This is a genomic window from Streptomyces sp. PsTaAH-137 (genome assembly GCF_003259365.1).
Classification (GTDB): Bacteria; Actinomycetota; Actinomycetes; order Streptomycetales; family Streptomycetaceae; genus Streptomyces.
Genome location: NZ_QLLY01000005.1, coordinates 25,862 through 45,968, shown reverse-complemented (window position 1 = coordinate 45,968; position 20,107 = coordinate 25,862). Strand labels below are relative to the sequence as shown.

Here is a 20,107-nt window from a genome sequence, read left to right as displayed (position 1 = left end):
CCTTCCGAGTGGGCGATCCGCCGTCAGCGGCGCGGCGGCCAGGGGAAGAAGCCACTGGTCCGCGCCACGTACTCGGTATAGCCCGGCCGCCCGGCCATGTGCTGTTCCAACAGGCGTTTGCCGCTGCCCTTCGTCAGCAACAGGGTCATCACCACCGGCGAGACCACGCTGACGGCCGCCGCCCCGAGCGAGTCGCAGGTCAGCAGGAACAGGCCCCACCACACGCAGAAGTCACCGAAATAGTTGGGGTGCCGGGTGTAGCGCCACAGGCCCCGGTCCATGATCCGGCCCTTCGCCGCCGGGTCCGCCTTGAACCGGGCCAACTGGGCGTCGCCCACCGCCTCGAAGACCATCCCGACGGCCCACAGCGCGCCACCCGCCCAGGCGAACCCGCTCATCGGCCCGGGCACGTACCCCGCGGCCTGCACCGGCAGCGACACCAGCCAGACGAGGGCTCCTTGCAGCAGATAGACCATGCGCAGCGCGTAGAGGTTCCGGCTGCCCGGCGCCTTCGCCAGCATCCGTTCGTAGCGCGGGTCCTCGCCGTGCCCGCGGCCGCGCCTGCCGATGTGGACGGCCAGCCGGACGCCCCACACCGCCGTCAGCACGGTCACCAGGACCCGGCGCCCCGGATCGCCGCTGCCGGCCGACGCCACGTAACTCACCAGGGCCACCGCCGTGAACCCGAGCCCCCACGCGACGTCGACGATCCGGTGCAGGCCCTTGCGCAGCGCCACGGCGAAGGTGCCGAGGAGGACGGCGAGCGCGGCGGCGGCCGACCAGCCGAGGCCCGCCGCGAAGTCCGCCCAGGGGAAGCCGTTCACAGCTCGTCCAGCCCCTCGTACCAGTCCCGCTGTGTCGCGGGCATGCCGGCGCCGCCGTCGGCGGTCGGCCGGACGGAGAGGATCTGGTCGACGCCCATGCGCCGCTCGTCGAACGCCAGGGCGCCGCCGACCAGGTACAGCCGCCACACCCGGGCCGTCTCCTCGCCGACGAGCCGCACGACATCGCTCCAGCGCTCCTCCAGCGTGCGGTGCCAGGCGTCGACCGTGCGCACGTAGTGCTCGCGCAGCGACTCCGTCGACCGCACCTCCAGGCCGGCCGACTCCAGCAGCGCCACCGTGTCGCCCAGCGGCCGCATGTGCATGTCGGGGGCGATGTACGCCTCGATGAAGGCGCCGCCGCCCGGCGCCACGCTCCCGCGCGACATCTGCTGCACCAGGACCCGCCCCGCGGGCCGCACGAGGCGGTGCAGGGACGCCGCGAACGCCGGGTACTCGGCGTCGCCGACGTGCTCGCCCATCTCGACGGTGGCGACCGCGTCGTAGCCGCCGCCCGTGATGTCGCGGTAGTCCTGGCACACCACGTCGACCAGGTCCTCAAGACCCCGCTCGCGCACCTGTTCCCGTACGTGCGCGGCCTGCTCGGCGGCGAGCGTCACGGCCGTCACATGAACCCCGTGCCGTTCGGCCGCGTACAGCGTGAGCGATCCCCAGCCGCAGCCGATGTCGAGCAGCCGCGCGCCCTTCACCAGGCCCAGCTTGCGGCAGATCAGCTCCAGCTTGGCGCGCTGCGCGTCCGCGGGGCCGAACTCCGGTGCGTCGGACGCCCAGTAGCCGCACGAGTAGGCCATGGTCTCGTCGAGGAGCAGCCGGTAGAACGCGTTGGACAGGTCGTAGTGGTGGCTGATCGCGGCCCGGTCGCGGGACCTGCTGTGCAGCACGCCGCGCAGCCGCGCCTGGGACGCGGGCGGCGCGGGCGGCAGCCCCGCCGCGCCGAGGCGGGCCGCCGTGCCGACGGCGTTGGCCCGCTCGGCGAGGGTGAGCCGGGGCGGGTGCAGCCGGCGTTCCCTGGCCGCCGCCCACATGGTGCGCAGACCGGTGGCCAGGTCGCCCTCCACGTCGATCTCGCCGGTCACATAGGCCTGCGCCAGCCCCAGTTCGCCCGGCTGCCACACCAGTCGGCGCAGCGCCCTGCGGGACCGTACGACGACCACGGGGGCGTCGACGGGCCCTGACTCGGAGCCGTCCCAGGTGCGCAGCCGGACCGGGAGCGGCCCGCCGAGCGCGGTCGCGGCGATGGCGGCGAGCCGGTGCGCGGCACCGGTGCGGACGGCACGTGCGGTGTTCATCGGGCGGACGCCTCCTTGGTGAACAGGTACTGCTGGACGTCGAGGTAGCCGGAGCGGAACCCGGCCTCGGAGTAGGCGAGATAGAACGTCCACATGCGGCGGAACGTCTCGTCGAAGCCGAGCGCGTCGACCTCGTCCGCGCGCGCGGCGAACCGCTCGCGCCACAGCCGCAGCGTCTCGGCGTAGTGGGCGCCGTAACCGTCCCGGCGCGTCACGCTGAGCGCGGTGTGGTCGCGCACGACCTCCGCCACCGCCTCCACGGACGGCAGCAGACCGCCGGGGAAGATGTACTTCTGGATCCAGGTGTACGTGGAGCCGCTGGCCAGCATCCGCTCGTGCGGCATCGTGATGGCCTGGAGCGCGACCCGGCCGCCCGGGGCGAGACGGGCGTCGAGCGTACGGAAGTACACCGGCCAGAACTCGGCGCCGACGGCCTCGATCATCTCGACGCTCACGACGGCGTCGTACGTGCCGCGCGCCTCGCGGTAGTCGCACAGCTCGACCGTGACCCGGTCGGCGAACCCGGCCGCCGCGATCCGCTCGCGCGCCAGGTCCCGCTGCTCGTGGGAGAGGGTGAGCGAGGTGACGTGCGCGCCGCGGGCGGCGGCCCGCAGCGCGAGCTCGCCCCACCCCGTGCCGATCTCCAGGACCCGGGTGCCGTCGCCGACCTCGGCGAGGTCGAGCAGCCGGTCGATCTTGCGGCGCTGGGCGTCGGCGAGCAGGTTCCACTCGGCGGGCAGCGCGCGGAAGGCTGCCGACGAATAGCTGAGGGTCTCGTCGAGGAACAGCGCGAACAGGTCGTTGGACAGGTCGTAGTGGTGGCTGATGTTCTCGCGGGAGCCGTCCGGGCTGTTGCGCTGCGCGGCCGGCCGGCGCAGGGCCCACAGGCCGCGCAGCCGTTGCAGCGGCGCGGGCACCAGGTCGGCCGCGTGCGCCGCCAGCACGGTCAGCACCGCCACCAGGTCGGGCGCGTCCCACTCCCGCGCCATGTAGGACTCGCCGAACCCGATCAGGCCGTCACGGCCGATCCGGGCGTGGAACGCCCGCGGCTGCCGCACCTCCAGGAGCGGACCGCCCCGGCCGAGCTCGGTCCCGTCGGCGAACCGCACGCGCAGCGGCAGCCGCTCCAGCGCGTGGCGCACGACGGCGGCGGCGACCGCGGTGCGGGCCCGTGAGACCCGGGGCGTCGCCGCGACGTCCGGCCAGCGGACCGGATCGACGCCGGAAGCGGGCCGCGCCGTGCCGCGGAACGCCGTGGTCGAGGGGGATTCGTCTGTTCTCATCGGTGGTTCTCCGGGCATCGTCGTGAAGCGGGCCGGGGCTGGACCGGAAGCCCGCGCAGAAAAAGGCGCACGCCGTGCCACCGGATGGCGGCGGCCACGGCGAGCGTGGACCACGGCCGGCGCACGGCCAGCCGCAGCAGGGTCCGCGTCCGTGCTTCGTGTCGCGTACCGCGAACGGTTGCGGTGAAGGGCCGGCCGCCCTCGCGCTCCAGCTGCACGGTGAGGTCGACCCGGCCGCCGGGGGCGGGCAGGCGCATGCGGTAACGGCCGTCGATGGGGAAGAACGGCGAGACGTAGAACTCCTTGCCGGTCGTCGCCCGTCCTTCGCCGTCGGGGTACAGCAGGTAACTGTGGCGTTCGCCGTACGTGTTGTGGACCTCGGCGACGACACAGCGCAGCGCGCCGTCCGGACCGTGGCACCAGTAGAGGGTCAGCGGGTTGAACACGTACCCGAGTACCCGCGCGTGGGCGAGCATCAGCACCCGGCCGCCCGCCAGATCCACCCCGTGCTCCGCCAGGAAGGCGTCGAGCCCGGCGCGGACGGACGGCGCGCGTCCGGTGAAGTGGTCCCGGGGATCGAACCGCGCCAACGGCCGCAGGGGGAGCGGCAGTTCAGGGGGACGGTCGGGGTCGATCAGCCACATGTAGGTGCGGTGCCGCAGGCTGTAGCGCTGCGGCGCGGTCCGTACGTGGACGACCGCGACGTCGTACAGGGCCGGCGCGGCGCTCACCAGTGCACCCCGAGCGCCGCGGCGGCCGCCACCCCCGAGCGGCAGCCGTCCTCGTGGAATCCCCAGCCGTGATAGGCGCCCGCGAACGCCGTGACGCCGGAGTTCAGTTCCGGCAGCCGCTGCTGCGCGGCGACCGACTCCGGTGTGTAGACGGGGTGTTCGTACACCATGCGCGCCAGCACCCGGTCCGGGGCGACCCGGTCCTCGCCGCCGAGCGTGACGACGTAGGTCTCGGGCGCGGTCAGCCGCTGGAGCCGGTTCATGTCGTAGCTGACCCGGACCCGGTCGGCGCCCGCCGCGCAGGACGGCATCAGATAGTTCCAGGAGGCGCGGGCCCGGCGGGCGCGGGGCAGCAGACCGGTGTCGGTGTGCAGCAGCGTGGTGTTCCGTGAGTACCGGAAGGCGCCGAGGACCGTCTTCTCGAGCGGGGTGGCGTCGGCCAGCAGGTTCAGCGCCTGGTCCGGATGCGTGGCGACGACCACGGAGTCGTACGAGGCGGTGGCGCCGTCCTGCGTGGTCACCTCGGCCCCGTCCGGGTGCCGCCGCACCGCCCGGACCGGCGTCCCGAGCCGCACCTCGTCCACTCCCTCGGCCACCCGGTCGACATAGCTGCCGGAGCCGCCGGTGACGGTGCGCCACGTCGGCGATCCGCTCACCGAGAGCATCCCGTGGTGCCGGAGGAACCGGAACAGGTACACCGCCGGGTAGGCCTGGGCGGTGGCGGCGTCGCAGGACCAGACCGCCGAGACGAGCGGGGTCATGAAGTGCGTACGGAAGTACGGGGAGAAGCCCTCGTGGTCCAGGAACCCGCCCAGCGTCAGCGTGCAGCCCGGGTCCTCGTCGAGCGTGCGGCGCGCCGCACGGTGGAAGGCCGGGACCTCGGTGAGCAGCCGCAGATAGGGGCCGCGTACGGCGTTGCGGGGGCGGGCGAACAGTCCGCCGGGCCCGCGGGCGCCCGCGTACTCCAGGCCGCATCCCTCGCACCGCACCGACATGCTCATCTCCGACTCCTGCGTGGCGACGCCGAGTTCGGCGAACAGGCGCAGCAGGTTCGGGTAGGTGGCGCGGTTGTGCACGATGAAGCCCGAGTCCACGCGGTGCCGTGCGCCGTCGGGCGAGGTCAGCTCGTGCGTGTGGGCGTGGCCGCCGAGGCGGGCGTCGGCCTCGTACAGGGTGACCCGGTGCGTGCGGCCCAGGACGTGCGCGGCGGTCAGCCCGGCCACGCCGCTGCCGATCACGGCGGTGTGCCGCGCTCCGGCCTCCCCGGGGCTGCGCCCCGATATCGACGTCATCGCCTCTCCTCCCCGGTGACCGCGGGCGCGGTCTCATTCATGATCCGGAGCCGCTCGGGCGGCGGATTGGTGGAAGGGGATCGCCGATGGCGTCGATAGGGTGAGCGGGTGGACAACCGTGAACCCCGCAAGGCCCCCGAGGCGGACGAGGCCGCCTCCGCGACCGCGCCGTCGCACCCGGACCTGCGCTCCCTCGCCGTCGAGCTGCGCCGGCTCAACGGCGAACTGAACCGGCTCATTCACGCCTTCGCGGCCGGTCAGGAACTGCACCCCACGGACGTCCAGGCGCTCGCCGCCATCCTGGACTCCGAGACCCCGCTCACCCCGAGCCTGCTGCGGCAGCGCCTCGGCCTGACCTCCGGCGCGGTCAGCGCCTGCGTCGACCGGCTGGAGCGCGCCGGGCACGTGAAGCGGGTCCGCGAGAGCGCGGACCGGCGGGTCGTCCACCTGCACTACGTGCCCAGCGCGCAGGCGCAGGCCCGCAAGCACTTCGCTCCGCTCGCGGAGGCCACGGAGCGGGCCAGGCGCCGCTTCGACGAGCCCGAACTGGCCGTCGTCCTGCGCTTCCTGAACGTCCTCAACGAGGAACTCGCCGAGACCCGGAGCGGTCTCCGCGGCTGATCGCCGCGCGCCGCATCCGAACGGCACGCACGGGGCGAATGATGAGCGAGGAACCCGCCGTCGGAGATTTTTAGCTCAATCATTAAGATACTTTGGCGTTGAGATTTCTTAGTTCTCAGCTCTTGCGTTTTCTGAGATCCCCGCTGTCGCTGCTCTGGAGAACCATGTCCCGCACCCCCCGAGGTACTCGGTGGCTCGTGCCTCTTGTCCTGCTGTTCGTCTGGCTCGCCGTCGGCGGCACCCTGGGCCCCTACGCCGGGCGGCTGGGCGAGGTGTCCACCAACGACCAGGCCGCCTTCCTGCCGCGCAGCGCCGAATCGACCCGGGTGATCGACGCGCAGCGCGCCTTCCAGGACGACGAGACCCTGCCGGTGATCGTCGTCTGGACCGCCGACGACAAGGGCACCCTCGACACCGCGCAGCGCAGCGCCGCGACCCGCGCGCTGACCGGCCTGAAGGGCACGTCGGGAGTCGTGGGCCAGGTCTCGCCCGCGATCCCGTCGAGCGACCGCAAGGCCCTGGAAGGGGTCGTCCAGCTCAAGCCCGACCTCGGCGACGAACTGGCGCCCACCCTCGACCGGATCTCCGAACGCGTGGGCGCCGTCGGCGGAGCCACGGCGGTCCTCGCGGGGCCGGCCGCCAGCCAGGCCGACCTCTCCGACGCCTTCGCCGGGATCGACGGGCTGCTCCTCGGGGTCGCCCTGATCACGGTCCTGGTGATCCTGCTGCTGGTCTACCGCAGCGTTCTGCTGCCCTTCGTGATCATCCTCGGCGCCGTGTTCGCCCTGGGCGTCGCCTGCGCCGTCGTCTACGTCCTCGCCGACCACGACGTCGTCCGGGTCGACGGCCAGGTCCAGGGCATCCTGTCGATCCTGGTGATCGGCGCGGCCACCGACTACGCCCTGCTGCTCACCGCCCGCTACCGCGAGGAACTGGCGGCGGGGGAGGACCGGTTCACCGCGATGCGCGCCGCCCTGCGCCGCTCCACCGGAGCCGTCGTCGCCAGCGCCGCCACCGTCGCGCTCGGTCTGCTCGCGCTGCTGCTCAGCGACCTCACCAACAACCGGGCCCTCGGTCCGGTGGGCGCCATCGGCATCGTGTGCGCGGTCCTGACCACCCTCACCTTCCTGCCGGCGGCCCTGGTCCTGCTGGGCAACGCCGCCTACTGGCCCGCGCGGCCCAAGCCGGCGGAGGCCCAGGGCGGCGGCCACGGCGTGTGGCGGCGCATCGCCCACCGCGTCGGGCGGTCGCCGCGCCGGATCTGGGCCGTCGCGCTGATCGGCCTCCTCGCCTGTGCCGCCTTCGCCCCCACCCTGAACTCCAAGGGCGTGCCCCTCGACGAGATCTTCGTCAACGACGCCCCGTCGGTCACCGCGCAGGCCACCCTCGCCGAGCACTTCCCGGGCGGCTCCGGCAACCCGGCCGTCGTGATCGCCGACGCCGGCCAAGAGGCGCGGATCGTCCAGCGGGCGGAGGCGGTCCCCGGAGTCGCCGACGTGACGCCGGTGACCGGACAGGGCCGCCCCGGCTCCGGGGAGACCCGCGTCGTGGACGGCAGGATCCGCGTGGACGTCACGCTCAAGGACGCCGCCGACAGCGACGCGGCCAAGGCCACGGTCGCCCGGCTGCGCACCGCCCTGCACGGGATCGACGGCGCCGACGCCCTGGTCGGCGGCTACACCGCCCAGCAGTACGACACCCAGCGCACCGCCGAGCACGACCGCGCGCTGATCGTCCCGGTGGTCCTCGCCATCATCCTGGTCATCCTCGTCGGACTGCTGCGCTCCGTCCTCATGCCGGTGATCCTGGTCGCGACGGTGGCGCTCAACTTCGCCGCCACCCTCGGCATCTCCTCGCTGGTCTTCCGGCACGTCTTCGGCTTCTCCGGCACCGACGCCTCCGTGCCCCTGTACGGGTTCGTGTTCCTCGTCGCGCTGGGCGTGGACTACAACATCTTCCTGATGTCCCGGGCCCGGGAGGAGTCCCTGGAGCACGGGGTGCGCGAGGGGATCCTCAAGGCGCTCGTCGCCACGGGCGGGGTGATCACCTCGGCCGGTGTCGTGCTGGCCGCGACCTTCGCCGCCCTCGGCGTGATCCCGCTGGCCTTCCTCGTCCAGATCGCCTTCATCGTCGCCTTCGGCGTGCTCCTCGACACCCTGGTCGTCCGCTCGCTGCTGGTTCCCGCGCTGGTCAGGGACATCGGACCGAGGTCCTGGTGGCCGAGCCGGCTCAGCAAGGAGTGACATCACAGATCAAGTGCAACCGAAGGGGCGAAACAGGGCGAAGTGACTCCGGGAGGGGTGTACTGGACGTGGTGGACCAGAAAGGTGCCCGCATCATGGAGCTCAAGGACGAACTTCCCGTCGATCACAAACTGTCCCAGGTGTACCGGTGGGGCGCCGCGTTCTGCGGCGTCGTGCTGCTCGTCTTCGGCTGCCTCGGCTTCGCCGACCAGCTGAGCCCGTTCAACACGGACGGCAGCCACATCGCGGGCATGTCCACGAACGGCGTCCTCAGTCTCATCTCGGTCGTCGTCGGCGTCGCCCTGATCGCCGGAGCCGTCATCGGGGGCAACGTCGCCTCGACGCTCAACATGGTCGTGGGCACCCTGTTCCTGATCAGCGGCTTCGTCCACATCTTCATCCTGGACAAGGGCGCGAACGTGCTCGGCTTCGGCATGACCAACGTCATCTTCAGCTTCGTGATGGGCCTGGTCGTCCTCACCTTCGGGATGTACGGCCGGGTGTCCAGCAAGCTGCCCCACGACAATCCGTACTGGCGCCGCCGGCACCCCCGGGAGGCGGCGCGGGAGGCGATCGCCCGCCGTGGCCTGCCCGCGGGCGGCGCCCCCACGGGCTCGCGCACCTGAGCTACAGCTGGTCGCGGATCACCTTCCAGACCTTCGCAGGAGGCCGCACCGGGCCCGTCGTACCGGCCCGGGCGGCCTCCGTCACGCGCACGAACTCCGCGAGCGTCGAACGGCACGGCGCGCAGTCCCGCAGATGGTCCCCGGCCGCCTCCGAGAGGTCACCTTCGAGGGCGAACAGCGCGAGATCCCCGGGCGACGGGTGATTCAACTGAGAACCGGCTGACATCGGTCACCTCTGACGGCGGAAGCTGACGAAGCACGGCGGATCCGTGGATCGGACAAGTCGTGTCAACCAGCGTTCAGCTCGCCGGGCCGTGTCGGATGCAGTCGCCCGTGCAGGAAGGTGCCCGTCAGCGGCGGGTGGCGGCCGTCACCCGGGGCGCCGTGCCCGTGCGGGACGCGCTCAGCGCCACAGACGGCGCTCCTCCTCGCGGGGAGCGTGGACCACCCGCGCGCCGTCGGCGGCGAAGGTCATGACGGGCCGGCCGCCGTCCCACTGCGGCCAGCCCGGGTCGCCCGTGGCGGCGAACGAGACCCAGGCGCCGTGCATCGCGTCGGCCAGTTCCTGCGGCGCGCCGTCCCCGGTGAGCAGGCGGCTGTCGGCGGTCCCGAGCGTGTCGAAGACGAAGCCGATCTCCAGGGCGTGGCAGGCGCCGAGCCGCTGTACGGGTGACGGCCAGGCGAACTCGTAGAGGAACGTGCGCCCGGGACGGCCCGTTCGGGCGTCGGCGAGCCGGTTGAACGGAACGCGCAGCAGGGTGTCGGTCGCGATGGCGCCGAGGATCTCGCCCGGGGACGCGCCGGGCCGGGCGGCACGGTAGACGCGCGGGGCGCGCCACGGCGCCCGCTGCTTGAGCAGGGCGGCCCGCAGCGTGACCCGGCCGATCCGGTCGACGAGACCACTGGGCACGAACCACAGCCGGTACTCGTCGGTGTTGCTGCCGAGGAGCACGTCGATCCCGTCGGCCGCGCCCCGCGCCAGCGCCGTGGCGGGATCCTCGGGGACGAGGTCGCCGTCGACGACGATCTGGAAGCCGGGACCGCCGGTCAGCGGATTGCCGCGCCGGGTGACGTCCCGCTGGGCGGCGAGGAGCCGGCCGGGGTCCGCGGCGGCGAAGGCCGCTGCGGTGGGCTCGATGCCGAGCTGCTCGGCGATGGCGGTGGTGGTGCGCGCGGCGGTGTCCCGGGACACCGCCGAGGGCGGGCCGCTCTGGAGCACCGCCCGGTGGAAGAGCCCCTTCGCGTGCGGACTCGCCAGCAGGGCGCCGATGCTGATGGCGCCCGCGGACTCGCCGAACACCGTCACGTTGTCCGGGTCGCCGCCGAAGGCGGCGATGTTGTCCCGCACCCAGGCGAGCGCGGCCAGTTGGTCGCGCAGTCCGAGATTGGCCGGGGTGTCGGGGAAGACGCCGAATCCCTCGATGCCGAGGCGGTAGTTGATCGAGACGAGCACCACGCCGTCGCGGGCGAACGCCCGGCCGTCGTAGACCGGCACGGCCGACGAGCCGTTGCGCAGGGAGCCGCCGTGGATCCAGACCATCACCGGGCGCGGGCCGTCGTTCGGTGCGGGCGTCCACACGTTGAGGTTGAGCCAGCCGTCGCCGGGCACGTCCGGATCGGGCAGCAGCGCGTCCAGGGGCGCGCCGTAAGGATTCTTGGGGGCGGTGGGACCGAAATCGGTGGCCTCCAGGATCCCGTCCCAGGGCTCGGGCGGCTCCGGGGGCCGCAGCCGCAGCGGGCCCACCGGCGGCGCCGCGTACGGGATGCCCCGGAAGACGGTCACCCCGTCCTCGACGCGGCCGCGCACCGCTCCGTACGTGGTCTCGACGACGCTCATCCGCACTCCTTCTGCAGTTCCCGCTTGAGGATCTTGCCGCTCGGGCCGAGTGGCAACGCGTCCAGCAGGCGCACGACACGCGGATACTTGTGCCGGCCGAGCCGCTCGCGGGCCCAGGCGACGATCTCCTCGCCGCTGTCCGTGGCGTCCGGCCGCAGCACGACGGCGGCGCACACCTCCTCGCCGCGTTCCTCGTCGGGCAGGCCGATGACGCTGACCTGGGCGATGGCCGGATGCCGGGCGAGCACTTCCTCGACCTCGCGCGGGTAGACGTTGAAGCCGCCGCGGATGATGAGGTCCTTCTTGCGGTCGACGATGCTCAGCCGCCCGTCGGCGTCCCGCACCCCCAGGTCGCCGGTGCGGAACCAGCCGTCGACGACGGCGGCCGCGCTCGCCGCCGGGTCGTCGAGGTAGCCCGCGAAGATGTTGTGGCCGCGCAGTACGACCTCCCCGACCTCGCCGTCCGGGAGCAGGACCGTGCGGTCGTCGGTGTCGGCGTCGGCGATGCCCGCCTCCACACCCCAGATCGGATGGCCGACGGTGCCCGGCCTGCGGCCGAACGCCGGCTGGTTGAAGGTGGCCGCCGGAGACGTCTCCGTCAGCCCGTACCCCTCAAGGACCATGGTGGAGAAGGTGGCCTCGAAGCGTTCGAAGAGCGCGACGGGCAGGGCCGCGCCGCCCGACACGGCCATCCGCAGCGCGGGCCGCCGCTCGTCGTCAGCTGCCGCCTCGACCAGCGCGTGGTACATCGTGGGGACGCCCATGAAGACCGTGACGCCTTCACGCGCCATCAGCTCCAGCGCGCCCGGACCCGTGAACCGCGGGCACAGGACGAGCGTGGCCCCGGCGCGCAGGGCGGCGTTCATGGCGCACGACTGGCCGAAGCTGTGGAACAGCGGCAGACAGCCGAGGACCACGTCGTCCGGGGTCAGTCCGAACAGGTCCTGTGCGCACACCGACGCGTTCAGCACCAGGTTGGCGTGCGTGAGCAGGGCGCCCTTGGGCTTGCCCGTGGTGCCGCTGGTGTACAGGATCACGGCGGTGTCGTCGGCGTCGCGCGGCTCCGGGCGGGCCGTCGCGGTGTCCCCGGCGTCCACGTGCAGCACCTCGACCCCGGCCGCGTCGGCGGCGGCCCGCGCCACCGTCCCGTACGGCTCGGCGGTGACGATGGCCCGGCAGCCGCTGTGCTTCAGCACATGGACGACCTCGTCCGCGACGAGCAGGGCGTGCACCGGCACCACGGTCCCGCCCGCGGCCAGCACTCCGTAGTAGGCACGCGGGAAGTCGACGGTGTTGGGCAGCAGCAGGGCGACGCGGTCGCCGGGCCCGATGCCGTGGGCGCGCAGCCGGGCGGCGAAGCCGAGCGCCTCGTGCCACAGCGTGCGGTAGGTGATGCGGACATCGCCCTCGACGACCGCGACGCGATCGGGGTGGCGGGCGGCGGATTCCTGAAGGACGGTGGCGACGCTCAGCTGCACAGCGGCTCCCTTGCATGTGTGCACGTTCGAGTGGCCGACGTCCCGGTCGGACGGACGCGCGGTCGGGTCGGGCCGCCTCAGCTTCCGCCATCGCCCCACCGGGCACCATGTGCAACTGCCCACCATCACCGGCGGCGCGCTGGGCAGCGGCCACGCCGTCGCCCCGGCCCGCGTCAGGGAGCCAGTTCCCGGGCGCGCAGGGCCAGCGCCCAGCCGAGCCGGGCCTCGCCGGACTCGGCCGGCCAGCCGGTGAGTTCGGCGACCCGCCCGATGCGGTTCAGGACCGTGTTGCGGTGGCAGAACAGCGCCGTGGCCGTACGCGACGCCGAGCAGCCCGAGTCGAGCCACACCCGCAGGGTCGTGAGGAGGGCGGGGCCCTCGACGCCGCTGGTCAGCACCCCGTCCAGATAGCGGGCCACCAGCCGCTCCGCGATCTCCGGCTCGGTGCCGAGGGCTGCGTGCACGAGCCGTTCGTCGAGGTCGGCGACCTCTCCGTGGCCGGGCGCCAGGGTGTCGAGGGCCCGCCGGGCGAGCCGCAGTCCCTGGTCGGCGAGGGCGAGTTCGGTGAAGGCGGGGGAGACCCCGGCGCGGTAGCCGAGGTGGGCGCGCAGGGTGTCGACGAGGACCGCGGGCTCGTGCGCGCCCAGACGGACGAGGCCCGCCACGGTCTCGCCGCGCGAGCGCCAGAACGACCACATGCCGACCGGCTCCAGGGCGGGCGCGGGATCGGGCGGCGAGGCGGGATCCCGCGCGTCCTGGGCGATGAGGACCACCACGAACCGGTCGTGGCGCGGTACGCCGAGGGCGGAGGCGGCCGCCGTGGCCACCGCCGGATCGCCGGCCCGGCCGTCGAGCAGCGCCTCGAACAGGGCGCCGCGCCGGGACGCGTCGCGATGCTCCAGCTCCAGGGTGCGCAGCCGGTAGGCGTCGGCCATCTCGGACGAGAACCGGTCGATGGTCTCCCACACCGCACCGGCCATGTCGCCCATCAGGCGCTGCTGGGACGGGGGCCGGTCCCGCATCCAGTCGGCCATGGCCTGCCACAGGACGCGCCCGCCGCGCCGGTAGGCCTTCAGCACCGTGGCCAGCGGCATGCCCTGCTCGGCGCGCAACCGCCCGTTGTCCGCGGCGACGGCCTCGAAGCGGCGCCGGTCACCGCCCAGCCGGCCGAACTCGCCGAGCGCCAGCTCCATGTTGCCGCGCAGCGTGTCCTCGAGGTCGTCGCGGGAGACGGGACGGCCGCTGGCGTAGCGCGAGCTGTGGGCGCAGATGTCGGCCGCCAGCTCGGCGATCAGGGGGTCGAGATCGGTGAGCAGCGTCAGGGCCAGCTCGCGGCGCAGCGCCGACTCGTCGTTCATGGCCGGAGAATAGGCATCCGCCCTGCCGCCTGGGAAGAGGAACGGGCGGTTGCCCAGGTGACGGGGGCGTCACCTGGGCAACCGCCCAAGGGCGGAGGCGGGGTCCGTTCAGTCGGTGGCCGTCGCCACGGCGGGCACGCCGGTCCGCTCCTCGCGGCCCACCCGCCACTTCAGCGCCGCGGCCAGCACACTGCCCACCAGACCCGCGACGACGACGAAGACGAACGGGGCGTCCGCGTCACCGCTGCGGTCCTCGATGACACCGAACACCAGCGGCCCGACGAAGCCGCCGAGCAGCCCGATGGTGTTGATGAACGCCAGCCCCACGGCGGCCATCAGGCCCGACATCCGGGACATCGCCACGGACCAGAAAGGCGGCAGTGTTCCGGTGAGGAAGAAGTTCGCGGCGAAGAGCAGCGCGAACCGTGCCCCGGCCGCGTCGGTCGCCAGATAGACGGCCATGATCCCCGTCCCGGCCAGTGCGCACAGCACGATCAGCTCGGTGTCCCGGCCCACCCGGCTCTGCAGCCAGGGGAAGAAGAGCACGCCCGCGAGGATCGCCACGCCCATCGTGCCCGTGACGAGCCCGATGTCCAGCGGGTCCGAGACGCCGAGTCCCTGGACGATCGACGGGAGGTTGAACCCGACGGCGGAGCCCACGAGTTGGTTCACGAAATAGGTCCCGGACAGCAGCAGCACGATGGGGCGCGCGAAGGCGAGGCCGAGGTTGCCGCGCAGCCGGTGCGGCGAGGGTTCGGCTCCGGCGGCCGCGTGCCGGGTCAGCGAGGCGGCCTGCTCGGCCGACAGCCACTTGGCGTCCTCGGGGCGGCTGGGCAGGACGAACCACACCAGGACGCCGATCGCCACGGTCACCAGCCCCTCGACGAGGAACATCCACTGCCAGCCCTTGAGCCCGGCCACCCCGTCCAGGCTCATGAGGCCGCCGCCGGCCGGCGCCCCGAGCAGGGTGGCAAGGGCGGGCGCGGTGTAGACGAGCCCGACGACCGGTACCCGGTGCCGCTGGGCGAACCAGAGCGTCACCGTGTACATCAGCGCCGGATAGAGCCCCGCCTCGGCGGCGCCGAGCACGAACCGCAGGACGTAGAAGGAGACCTCCCCCTGCACGAACATCATGGCGGCCGAGACCAGCCCCCAGCTCACCGCGATGCGGGCGATCCAGACGCGGGCGCCCACCCGGTAGAGCACCATGTTGCTGGGCACTTCGAGCAGCGCGTAGCTGACGAAGAAGATGCCGGCGCCCAGTCCGTACGCGGCCGCGCTCACCCCGATGTCGGCCTCGAGCCGGGTCTTGGCCAGCGCGATGTTGGTGCGGTCCACGTACGACATGAAGTAGGCGAGGCCGAGCACCGGCAGCAGCCGCCGCATGGCGGTGCGGGTGGCTGCCGCGTGCACCGCGTCGGGTAGAGAGAGCATCACTGTCCTTCCCGCGTGCGCGCGTCGGCGCAGCAGGGGTTGCCGGAGATTGCCGTGGAAGTGCCGTGGGGGAGGCGGCGGCCCCGCGCGGCACCGATGTTTCCGGTGGTCAGGCGCGGGGCCGGTGGTTGTTCAGCATCGAGTACGGCCCCTCGGCCCGGCCATGTGCATGCGCCCACCGTGCCCGTGCGGGCGATGGGCACCGGCCCAGACCCGTACGCGCACATGCGTCAGGGCGGAGGCTCCGGCGCCTCCGCCCTGACGGTCGTCCTCTGTCCCGGCCTCTACGGCCCGGACTCTCGCGCGGCCCTGACCTTTCCGGCCCGGCCCTCCCGGTGCGGACTCTCCCGGCGCGGACTCTCTCCTGGCTCAGACCGACCGGTGGTACTGGTCCGGCACGTGCACGTCCGCGCCGAGCTCGCGGGCCGCGTGCCGGGCGAACGACGGGTCGCGCAGCAGCTCACGGCCGAGCAGCACGGCGTCCGCCTCGCCGTCCACGAGGATCTTCTCGGCCTGCTGGACCTCGGTGATCAGCCCCACCGCGGCCGCCGGGACACCGGCCTCGTTGCGCACCCGTGCGGCGAAGGGCACCTGGTAGCCGGGGCCGACCGGGATGCGGACCCCGGAGGCGTTGCCACCGGTCGACACGTCGATCAGGTCCACTCCGTGCTCCTTGAGCTCGGCGGTGAACCGCACGGTGTCGTCGGCGGTCCAGCCCTCCTGCCCCTCCAGCCAGTCGGTGGCGGAGATGCGGAAGAACAGCGGCAGCTCCTCGGGCCACACGGCGCGGACTGCGTCGGTGACCTCCAGGGCGAACCGGGTGCGGTTCTCGTAGGAACCGCCGTACTCGTCGGTGCGCCTGTTGGAGTGCGGGGAGAGGAACTGGCCGATCAGGTAGCCGTGCGCGCCGTGGATCTCGATGACCTCGAACCCGGCGTCGAGCGAGCGCCGAGCCGCGTCCGCGAACTGCCCGACGATCTCCTTGATGCCGTCGACGGTCAGCTCGGTCGGCACCGCGTGCTTCTCGTCGAAGGCGACGGCGCTCGGCGCGACGGCCTGCCAGCCGTGGGCCTCCGGGCCGAGCGGCGCGCCGCCCAGCCAGGGGCGGTCGGTGGACGCCTTGCGGCCCGCGTGGCCCAGCTGGATTCCTGCCACCGTGTTCTGCGACTTCAGGAACGCGGTGATCCGACGGAATTCCTCGACCTGCGTGTCGTTCCAGATGCCGAGGTCGTACGGGGAGATGCGGCCCTCGGGGCTGACCCCGGTCGCCTCCACGATGATCAGGCCCGTGCCGCCGGCCGCGCGGGCGCCGTAGTGCTGGAAGTGCCAGTCGCCGGGAGCGCCGGTCAGCGGGCCTTCCGCGGCCGCGCTGTACTGGCACATCGGAGGCATCCAGACGCGGTTCGGGACGGTCAGCGACCGGAGGGTGAAGGGCTCGAACAGCGCGCTCACGGCGGACTCCATTCGTAGGGGCTCGACTGGTTCCTCGTACGGTAACCATCGTAGTACGGCGAATGTCAAACTACGAAGGTTCTCGTACAATGAGCGAGGAGCCGCTCGACAAAGAGACGTCTCGGCGAGGAGACGTGAAGGGGAGGTCGTCATGACCACCGCAGCACCGCAGGCCACCGGAGGCCGCACGCTGGCGCATCCGGCCCGCGAGGAGATCCGCCTCGAAGCGGTGCTGCACGCGCTGTCCGATCCGATGCGGCTCGCGGTCGTCCGGGAGATGGCGAGCGCGCGCAGCGCCGAGCTGTCCTGCTCGCACTTCGATCTGCCCGTCACCAAGTCCACGACCACGCACCACTTCCGGGTGCTGCGCGAGAGCGGTGTGATCGAGCAGGTCTACCGCGGCACCACGAAGCTGAACGGACTGCGCAGAGCCGATCTCGACGCCCTGTTCCCCGGTCTCCTGGACAGCGTGCTTGCCGCGGCCGACCGCCAGGAGCAGCGGCTCGGCGCCTGAGCCGGACATGCCGGAGGGGCGACCACGATCCGCGGCCACCCCTCCGGTCCGTATCCGCCGCCCGCTACTTCACCGGCGCCTCGGCGGTCGGCGCCGCCTGGGCGGGTACGACCGGTACGTCGGTGGCCTCGACCGGGGTGTCCGCCGAACCGCCCTTCTGCGGAAGGTGGTTGAAGACCAGGTTCAGCACGATCGCCGTGATGCAGCCCGCGCTGATCCCGCTGTCCATCACCGTCTGGAACCAGTGCGGGAACTTCTCGTAGAGCGTCGGCACGCCCACCGGCAGCACGCCGAGCGCGACGGACACGGCGACCACCGTCAGATTGGCGTTGCCCTCGAACTCGACCTTGGACAGCGTCTTCAGGCCGCTCGCCGCGACCGTTCCGAACATCACCAGACCCGCGCCGCCCAGGACCGGCGACGGGATCGCGGCGATCACCGCGCCCAGCTTCGGCAGCAGTCCGAGCACCACGAGGATGCCGCCCGCGACGGCCACCACCCAGCGGCTGCGCACCTTCGTCATGCCGACCAGGCCGACGTTCTGCGCGAACGCGGTGTACGGGAAGGTGTTGAAGACGCCGCCGAGGACGGTCGAGAAGCCGTCGGCGCGCAGACCGTCGGCGAGCGCGCGCCGGTCCACCGGGCGCTCCGTCATCTCGCCGACCGCGATGAAGTCACCGGTCGTCTCGGTCATCGTCACCAGGGCCACGATCAGCATCGACACGATCGCCGCGCCGTGGAACTCGGGCGCCCCGAAGTGGAACGGCGTGCTGATCCCCACCCAGTTCGCGTCCCCGACCGCCCCGAAGTCGGTGAACCCGGTGGGTATCGCCACCGCCGTGCCGACCACGATGCCGACGAGCACCGCGACCCGGCTCAGCGCGGGCGGCGCGAACCGCTGCACGCCGAGCACGAGCACCAGCACGAACGCGGCGAGCGCGAGGTTCTTAGGCTCCCCGAAGTCCTTCGACCCGGCCCCGCCGGCCGCCCACGTCCCCGCGGTCGGCAGCAGCGAGAGCCCGATGATCAGAATCACCGTGCCGGTCACCAGAGGCGGGAAGAAGCGCAGCAGCCGCCCGAAGACCGGCGCGAGCAGCATCATCGCGAGCCCCGCGACGATCACCGCGCCGTAGATGGCGGGCAGCCCGCCGCCCGTCGTCCCGATCAGCACCATCGGCGAGACCGCGGCGAACGTGCACCCCTGCACGATGGGCAGCCGGATGCCGAAGCGCCACACACCGATGCACTGGATCAGCGTCGCGATGCCGCACACCAGCAGGTCGGCGGTGATCAGATACGCGAGATCGGCGGGCGGCAGCTTCATCGCGCCGCCCACGATCAGCGGCACGGCGACCGCGCCCGCGTACATGGCGAGAACGTGCTGCAGCCCGAACGCCGCCAACTGGCGTACGGGCGGGACCTGATCGACAGGGTGTGTCTGTGGCATACGTGCTCCAAGGCCAGGGGAGTCCCGGGGGACAGCGGGAGGGGCGGCAGCACGAGACCGTATTCGGGTTAAACGTTTTGTTGATTGCACGGATGTTGCCGGGATGTGTCGGGCCACGGGGCCCGCCGCGGATCGCCTACGACCCGGCGCCCGCGGCCCCCAACAGCCCTGCCCAGTCCGGGATCTTCACTGATCCGCGGCCGAGCGCGCGCCCCAGCTCCGCCTCGGCGCGCTCGATCCCGAGCCAGCCCGCCCACTCGACCGGGCGCACCCCGGCGCCGACGAGCCCGGCCGGCGGATCCTGGGCGAGCGTCCTCGCCGTGAGCGCCGGGGCGTCGTCGAGCAGGGCGGACACCGTCTCCTTCGCGCACGGCCGGTTGGTGCCGATGACGCCCGTCGGCCCGCGCTTGATCCACCCCGCGACGTACTCGCCGGGTGACACCCGCCCCTCGCGCAGCACCCGCCCGGCCAGCTGCGGCACGGTCCCGCGCTCCGCGTCGAACGGCAGCCCCTCCAGCGGCACTCCGCGATACCCCACCGACCGCAGCACCAGCTGCGCCCCGATCTCCTCGTACGTCCCCGTGCCGACGACCCCGCCGCTGCCGTCCGGCCGGGTCCGCTCGAACCGCACCCCGGCCACCCGTCCGTCCCGCCCGACGATCTCGACGGGCCGCAGGAAGAACCGCAGATGGATCCGGCGCCGCCGCTCCTCGTGCGGCAGCGCGGCCCAGCCGCGCAGCACCTCGACGTTCCGCCGGTTCGCCGCGGGCAGCGCCGACGGGTCCGCGTACGCCGGGTCGAGCGCCAACTCGGTCTCGTTCACGACGAGTTCGGTGTCCGGCAGCGATGCCAGCTCGCGCAGCTCCTTGGTGGTGAAGCGGGCCTGCGACGGTCCGCGCCGCCCCACCATGTACACGTCCCGCACGTCACTGGCGCCCAGTGCGGACAGCGCCGCCTGCGGTATGTCGGTGGGCGCCAGCTCGGCGGCGCCACGGGCCAGCATCCGGGTGACGTCCACGGCGACATTGCCCACGCCGATCGCGACGGCGGCGCGCACGCCCCGGACGAACCCGTCGTCGCGCGCGTCCGGGTGCGCGCTGTACCAGGCCACGAAGTCGGTCGCGGACCAGCTGCCGGGCAGATCCTCGCCCGGCACGCCGAGCCTGCGATCGGCCGCCGCGCCCACGCAGTAGACCACCGCGTGATACAGCTCCAGCAGCTTCGCGGGCGGCAGCGCCGGGCCGATCTCGACCCCGCCGAGGAACCGCACCCGGTCGTCCTCCAGCACCTTGCGCAGATTCCCCTGGAGCGACTTGATCTTCTCGTGGTCGGGCGCCACGCCGTAGCGCACCAGTCCGAACGGGCAGGGCAGCCGGTCGAGCACGTCGACCCGGACGCCCGGGACGCGCAGTTGCTGGACGAGGCACTGGGCGGCGTACACCCCGCTCGGCCCCGAACCCACGACGGCGATGTGCGGCACGTGCGGCTCCTTCCGCCGGTGCTGCGCTGAGATTCCTCAGCATGGCATCGCGCGACCCGGCGGGGGAGAGGGATGACGCGGGCCTCTCTGCGTGCCGTTGATGATCAAGTGTGATCGAAGGGTTACGGTGCGTAGGTGCTGGAAAGTTCATTCTTTGACGTCGCTGATCATTATCGACTG

At 72.8% G+C, this 20,107-nt stretch carries 17 protein-coding genes; 4 read left to right on the top strand and 13 right to left on the bottom strand.

What is annotated here, in order from left to right:
* Positions 1–23: 23 nt before the first annotated feature.
* Genes K377_RS12070 through K377_RS12050 form a run of 5 tightly spaced genes read right to left on the bottom strand, consistent with a single transcriptional unit; the run spans position 24 to position 5,437 of the window.
* A complete protein-coding gene (locus K377_RS12070; RefSeq protein ID WP_111663278.1) occupies positions 24–824 on the bottom strand; it encodes a DUF1295 domain-containing protein in 801 nt (266 codons plus the stop codon).
* Positions 821–2,131, bottom strand: coding sequence for a cyclopropane-fatty-acyl-phospholipid synthase family protein (locus K377_RS12065; RefSeq protein ID WP_111663277.1), 1,311 nt, complete (start codon positions 2,129–2,131; stop codon positions 821–823). Before K377_RS12065 ends, K377_RS12070 begins: the two co-directional genes overlap by 4 nt.
* Positions 2,128–3,414 carry a cyclopropane-fatty-acyl-phospholipid synthase family protein gene (locus K377_RS12060; RefSeq protein WP_111663276.1) on the bottom strand — a complete coding sequence of 429 codons (1,287 nt, stop codon included), beginning with the start codon at positions 3,412–3,414 and terminating at the stop codon, positions 2,128–2,130. Before K377_RS12060 ends, K377_RS12065 begins: the two co-directional genes overlap by 4 nt.
* A complete protein-coding gene (locus K377_RS12055) occupies positions 3,411–4,145 on the bottom strand; it encodes a DUF1365 domain-containing protein (protein ID WP_111663275.1) in 735 nt (244 codons plus the stop codon). Before K377_RS12055 ends, K377_RS12060 begins: the two co-directional genes overlap by 4 nt.
* Complete coding sequence (locus K377_RS12050; RefSeq protein ID WP_111663274.1) at positions 4,142–5,437, bottom strand: NAD(P)/FAD-dependent oxidoreductase; 1,296 nt, start codon at positions 5,435–5,437, stop codon at positions 4,142–4,144. Before K377_RS12050 ends, K377_RS12055 begins: the two co-directional genes overlap by 4 nt.
* A 108-nt stretch (positions 5,438–5,545) precedes the next feature.
* Here K377_RS12050 and K377_RS12045 point away from each other — a divergent pair, with 108 nt between their 5' ends.
* The 3 genes from K377_RS12045 (at position 5,546) to K377_RS12035 (ending at position 8,927) form a co-directional block, all read left to right on the top strand.
* Positions 5,546–6,058: a MarR family winged helix-turn-helix transcriptional regulator gene (locus K377_RS12045; RefSeq protein WP_111663273.1), complete on the top strand. Its 513-nt coding sequence runs from the start codon at positions 5,546–5,548 to the stop codon at positions 6,056–6,058.
* Between the two features lie 164 nt (positions 6,059–6,222).
* The gene (locus K377_RS12040; RefSeq protein ID WP_111663272.1) at positions 6,223–8,301 is read left to right on the top strand and encodes an MMPL family transporter; all 2,079 of its coding nucleotides are present in this window, start codon (positions 6,223–6,225) and stop codon (positions 8,299–8,301) included.
* A 95-nt stretch (positions 8,302–8,396) separates the two neighbouring features.
* A complete protein-coding gene (locus tag K377_RS12035) occupies positions 8,397–8,927 on the top strand; it encodes a DUF4383 domain-containing protein (RefSeq protein WP_111663271.1) in 531 nt (176 codons plus the stop codon).
* A 1-nt stretch (position 8,928) separates the two neighbouring features.
* On the opposite strand, the gene K377_RS12030 is transcribed toward K377_RS12035, so the two are convergent.
* From K377_RS12030 to K377_RS12005, 6 genes are all read right to left on the bottom strand, one after another.
* Positions 8,929–9,153 (bottom strand): hypothetical protein, encoded by a 225-nt coding sequence (locus tag K377_RS12030; protein WP_146614717.1) that lies wholly within the window; start codon positions 9,151–9,153, stop codon positions 8,929–8,931.
* Between the two features lie 177 nt (positions 9,154–9,330).
* On the bottom strand, positions 9,331–10,764 hold the full coding sequence (locus tag K377_RS12025) for a carboxylesterase/lipase family protein (RefSeq protein WP_111663269.1): 1,434 nt from the start codon (positions 10,762–10,764) through the stop codon (positions 9,331–9,333).
* Complete coding sequence (locus K377_RS12020) at positions 10,761–12,242, bottom strand: long-chain fatty acid--CoA ligase (protein WP_111663268.1); 1,482 nt, start codon at positions 12,240–12,242, stop codon at positions 10,761–10,763. Before K377_RS12020 ends, K377_RS12025 begins: the two co-directional genes overlap by 4 nt.
* A gap of 173 nt (positions 12,243–12,415) precedes the next feature.
* Positions 12,416–13,600, bottom strand: a complete 1,185-nt coding sequence (locus tag K377_RS12015; protein ID WP_111663267.1) for a CdaR family transcriptional regulator — start codon at positions 13,598–13,600, stop codon at positions 12,416–12,418.
* Between the two features lie 108 nt (positions 13,601–13,708).
* Positions 13,709–15,034, bottom strand: coding sequence for an MFS transporter (locus tag K377_RS12010; protein ID WP_111663266.1), 1,326 nt, complete (start codon positions 15,032–15,034; stop codon positions 13,709–13,711).
* Positions 15,035–15,403: 369 nt separating this feature from the next.
* Positions 15,404–16,486, bottom strand: a complete 1,083-nt coding sequence (locus K377_RS12005) for an NADH:flavin oxidoreductase/NADH oxidase (RefSeq protein WP_111663698.1) — start codon at positions 16,484–16,486, stop codon at positions 15,404–15,406.
* 151 nt (positions 16,487–16,637) lie between these two features.
* On the opposite strand from K377_RS12005, the gene K377_RS12000 reads away from it, so the two are divergent.
* Positions 16,638–17,000: a helix-turn-helix transcriptional regulator gene (locus tag K377_RS12000; protein WP_111663265.1), complete on the top strand. Its 363-nt coding sequence runs from the start codon at positions 16,638–16,640 to the stop codon at positions 16,998–17,000.
* Positions 17,001–17,064: 64 nt separating this feature from the next.
* Here K377_RS12000 and K377_RS11995 read toward each other — a convergent pair whose 3' ends face one another.
* Positions 17,065–18,447, bottom strand: coding sequence for a nucleobase:cation symporter-2 family protein (locus tag K377_RS11995; protein WP_111663264.1), 1,383 nt, complete (start codon positions 18,445–18,447; stop codon positions 17,065–17,067).
* 136 nt (positions 18,448–18,583) lie between these two features.
* Complete coding sequence (locus K377_RS11990) at positions 18,584–19,927, bottom strand: NAD(P)-binding protein (RefSeq protein WP_111663263.1); 1,344 nt, start codon at positions 19,925–19,927, stop codon at positions 18,584–18,586.
* Positions 19,928–20,107 lie beyond the last annotated feature (180 nt).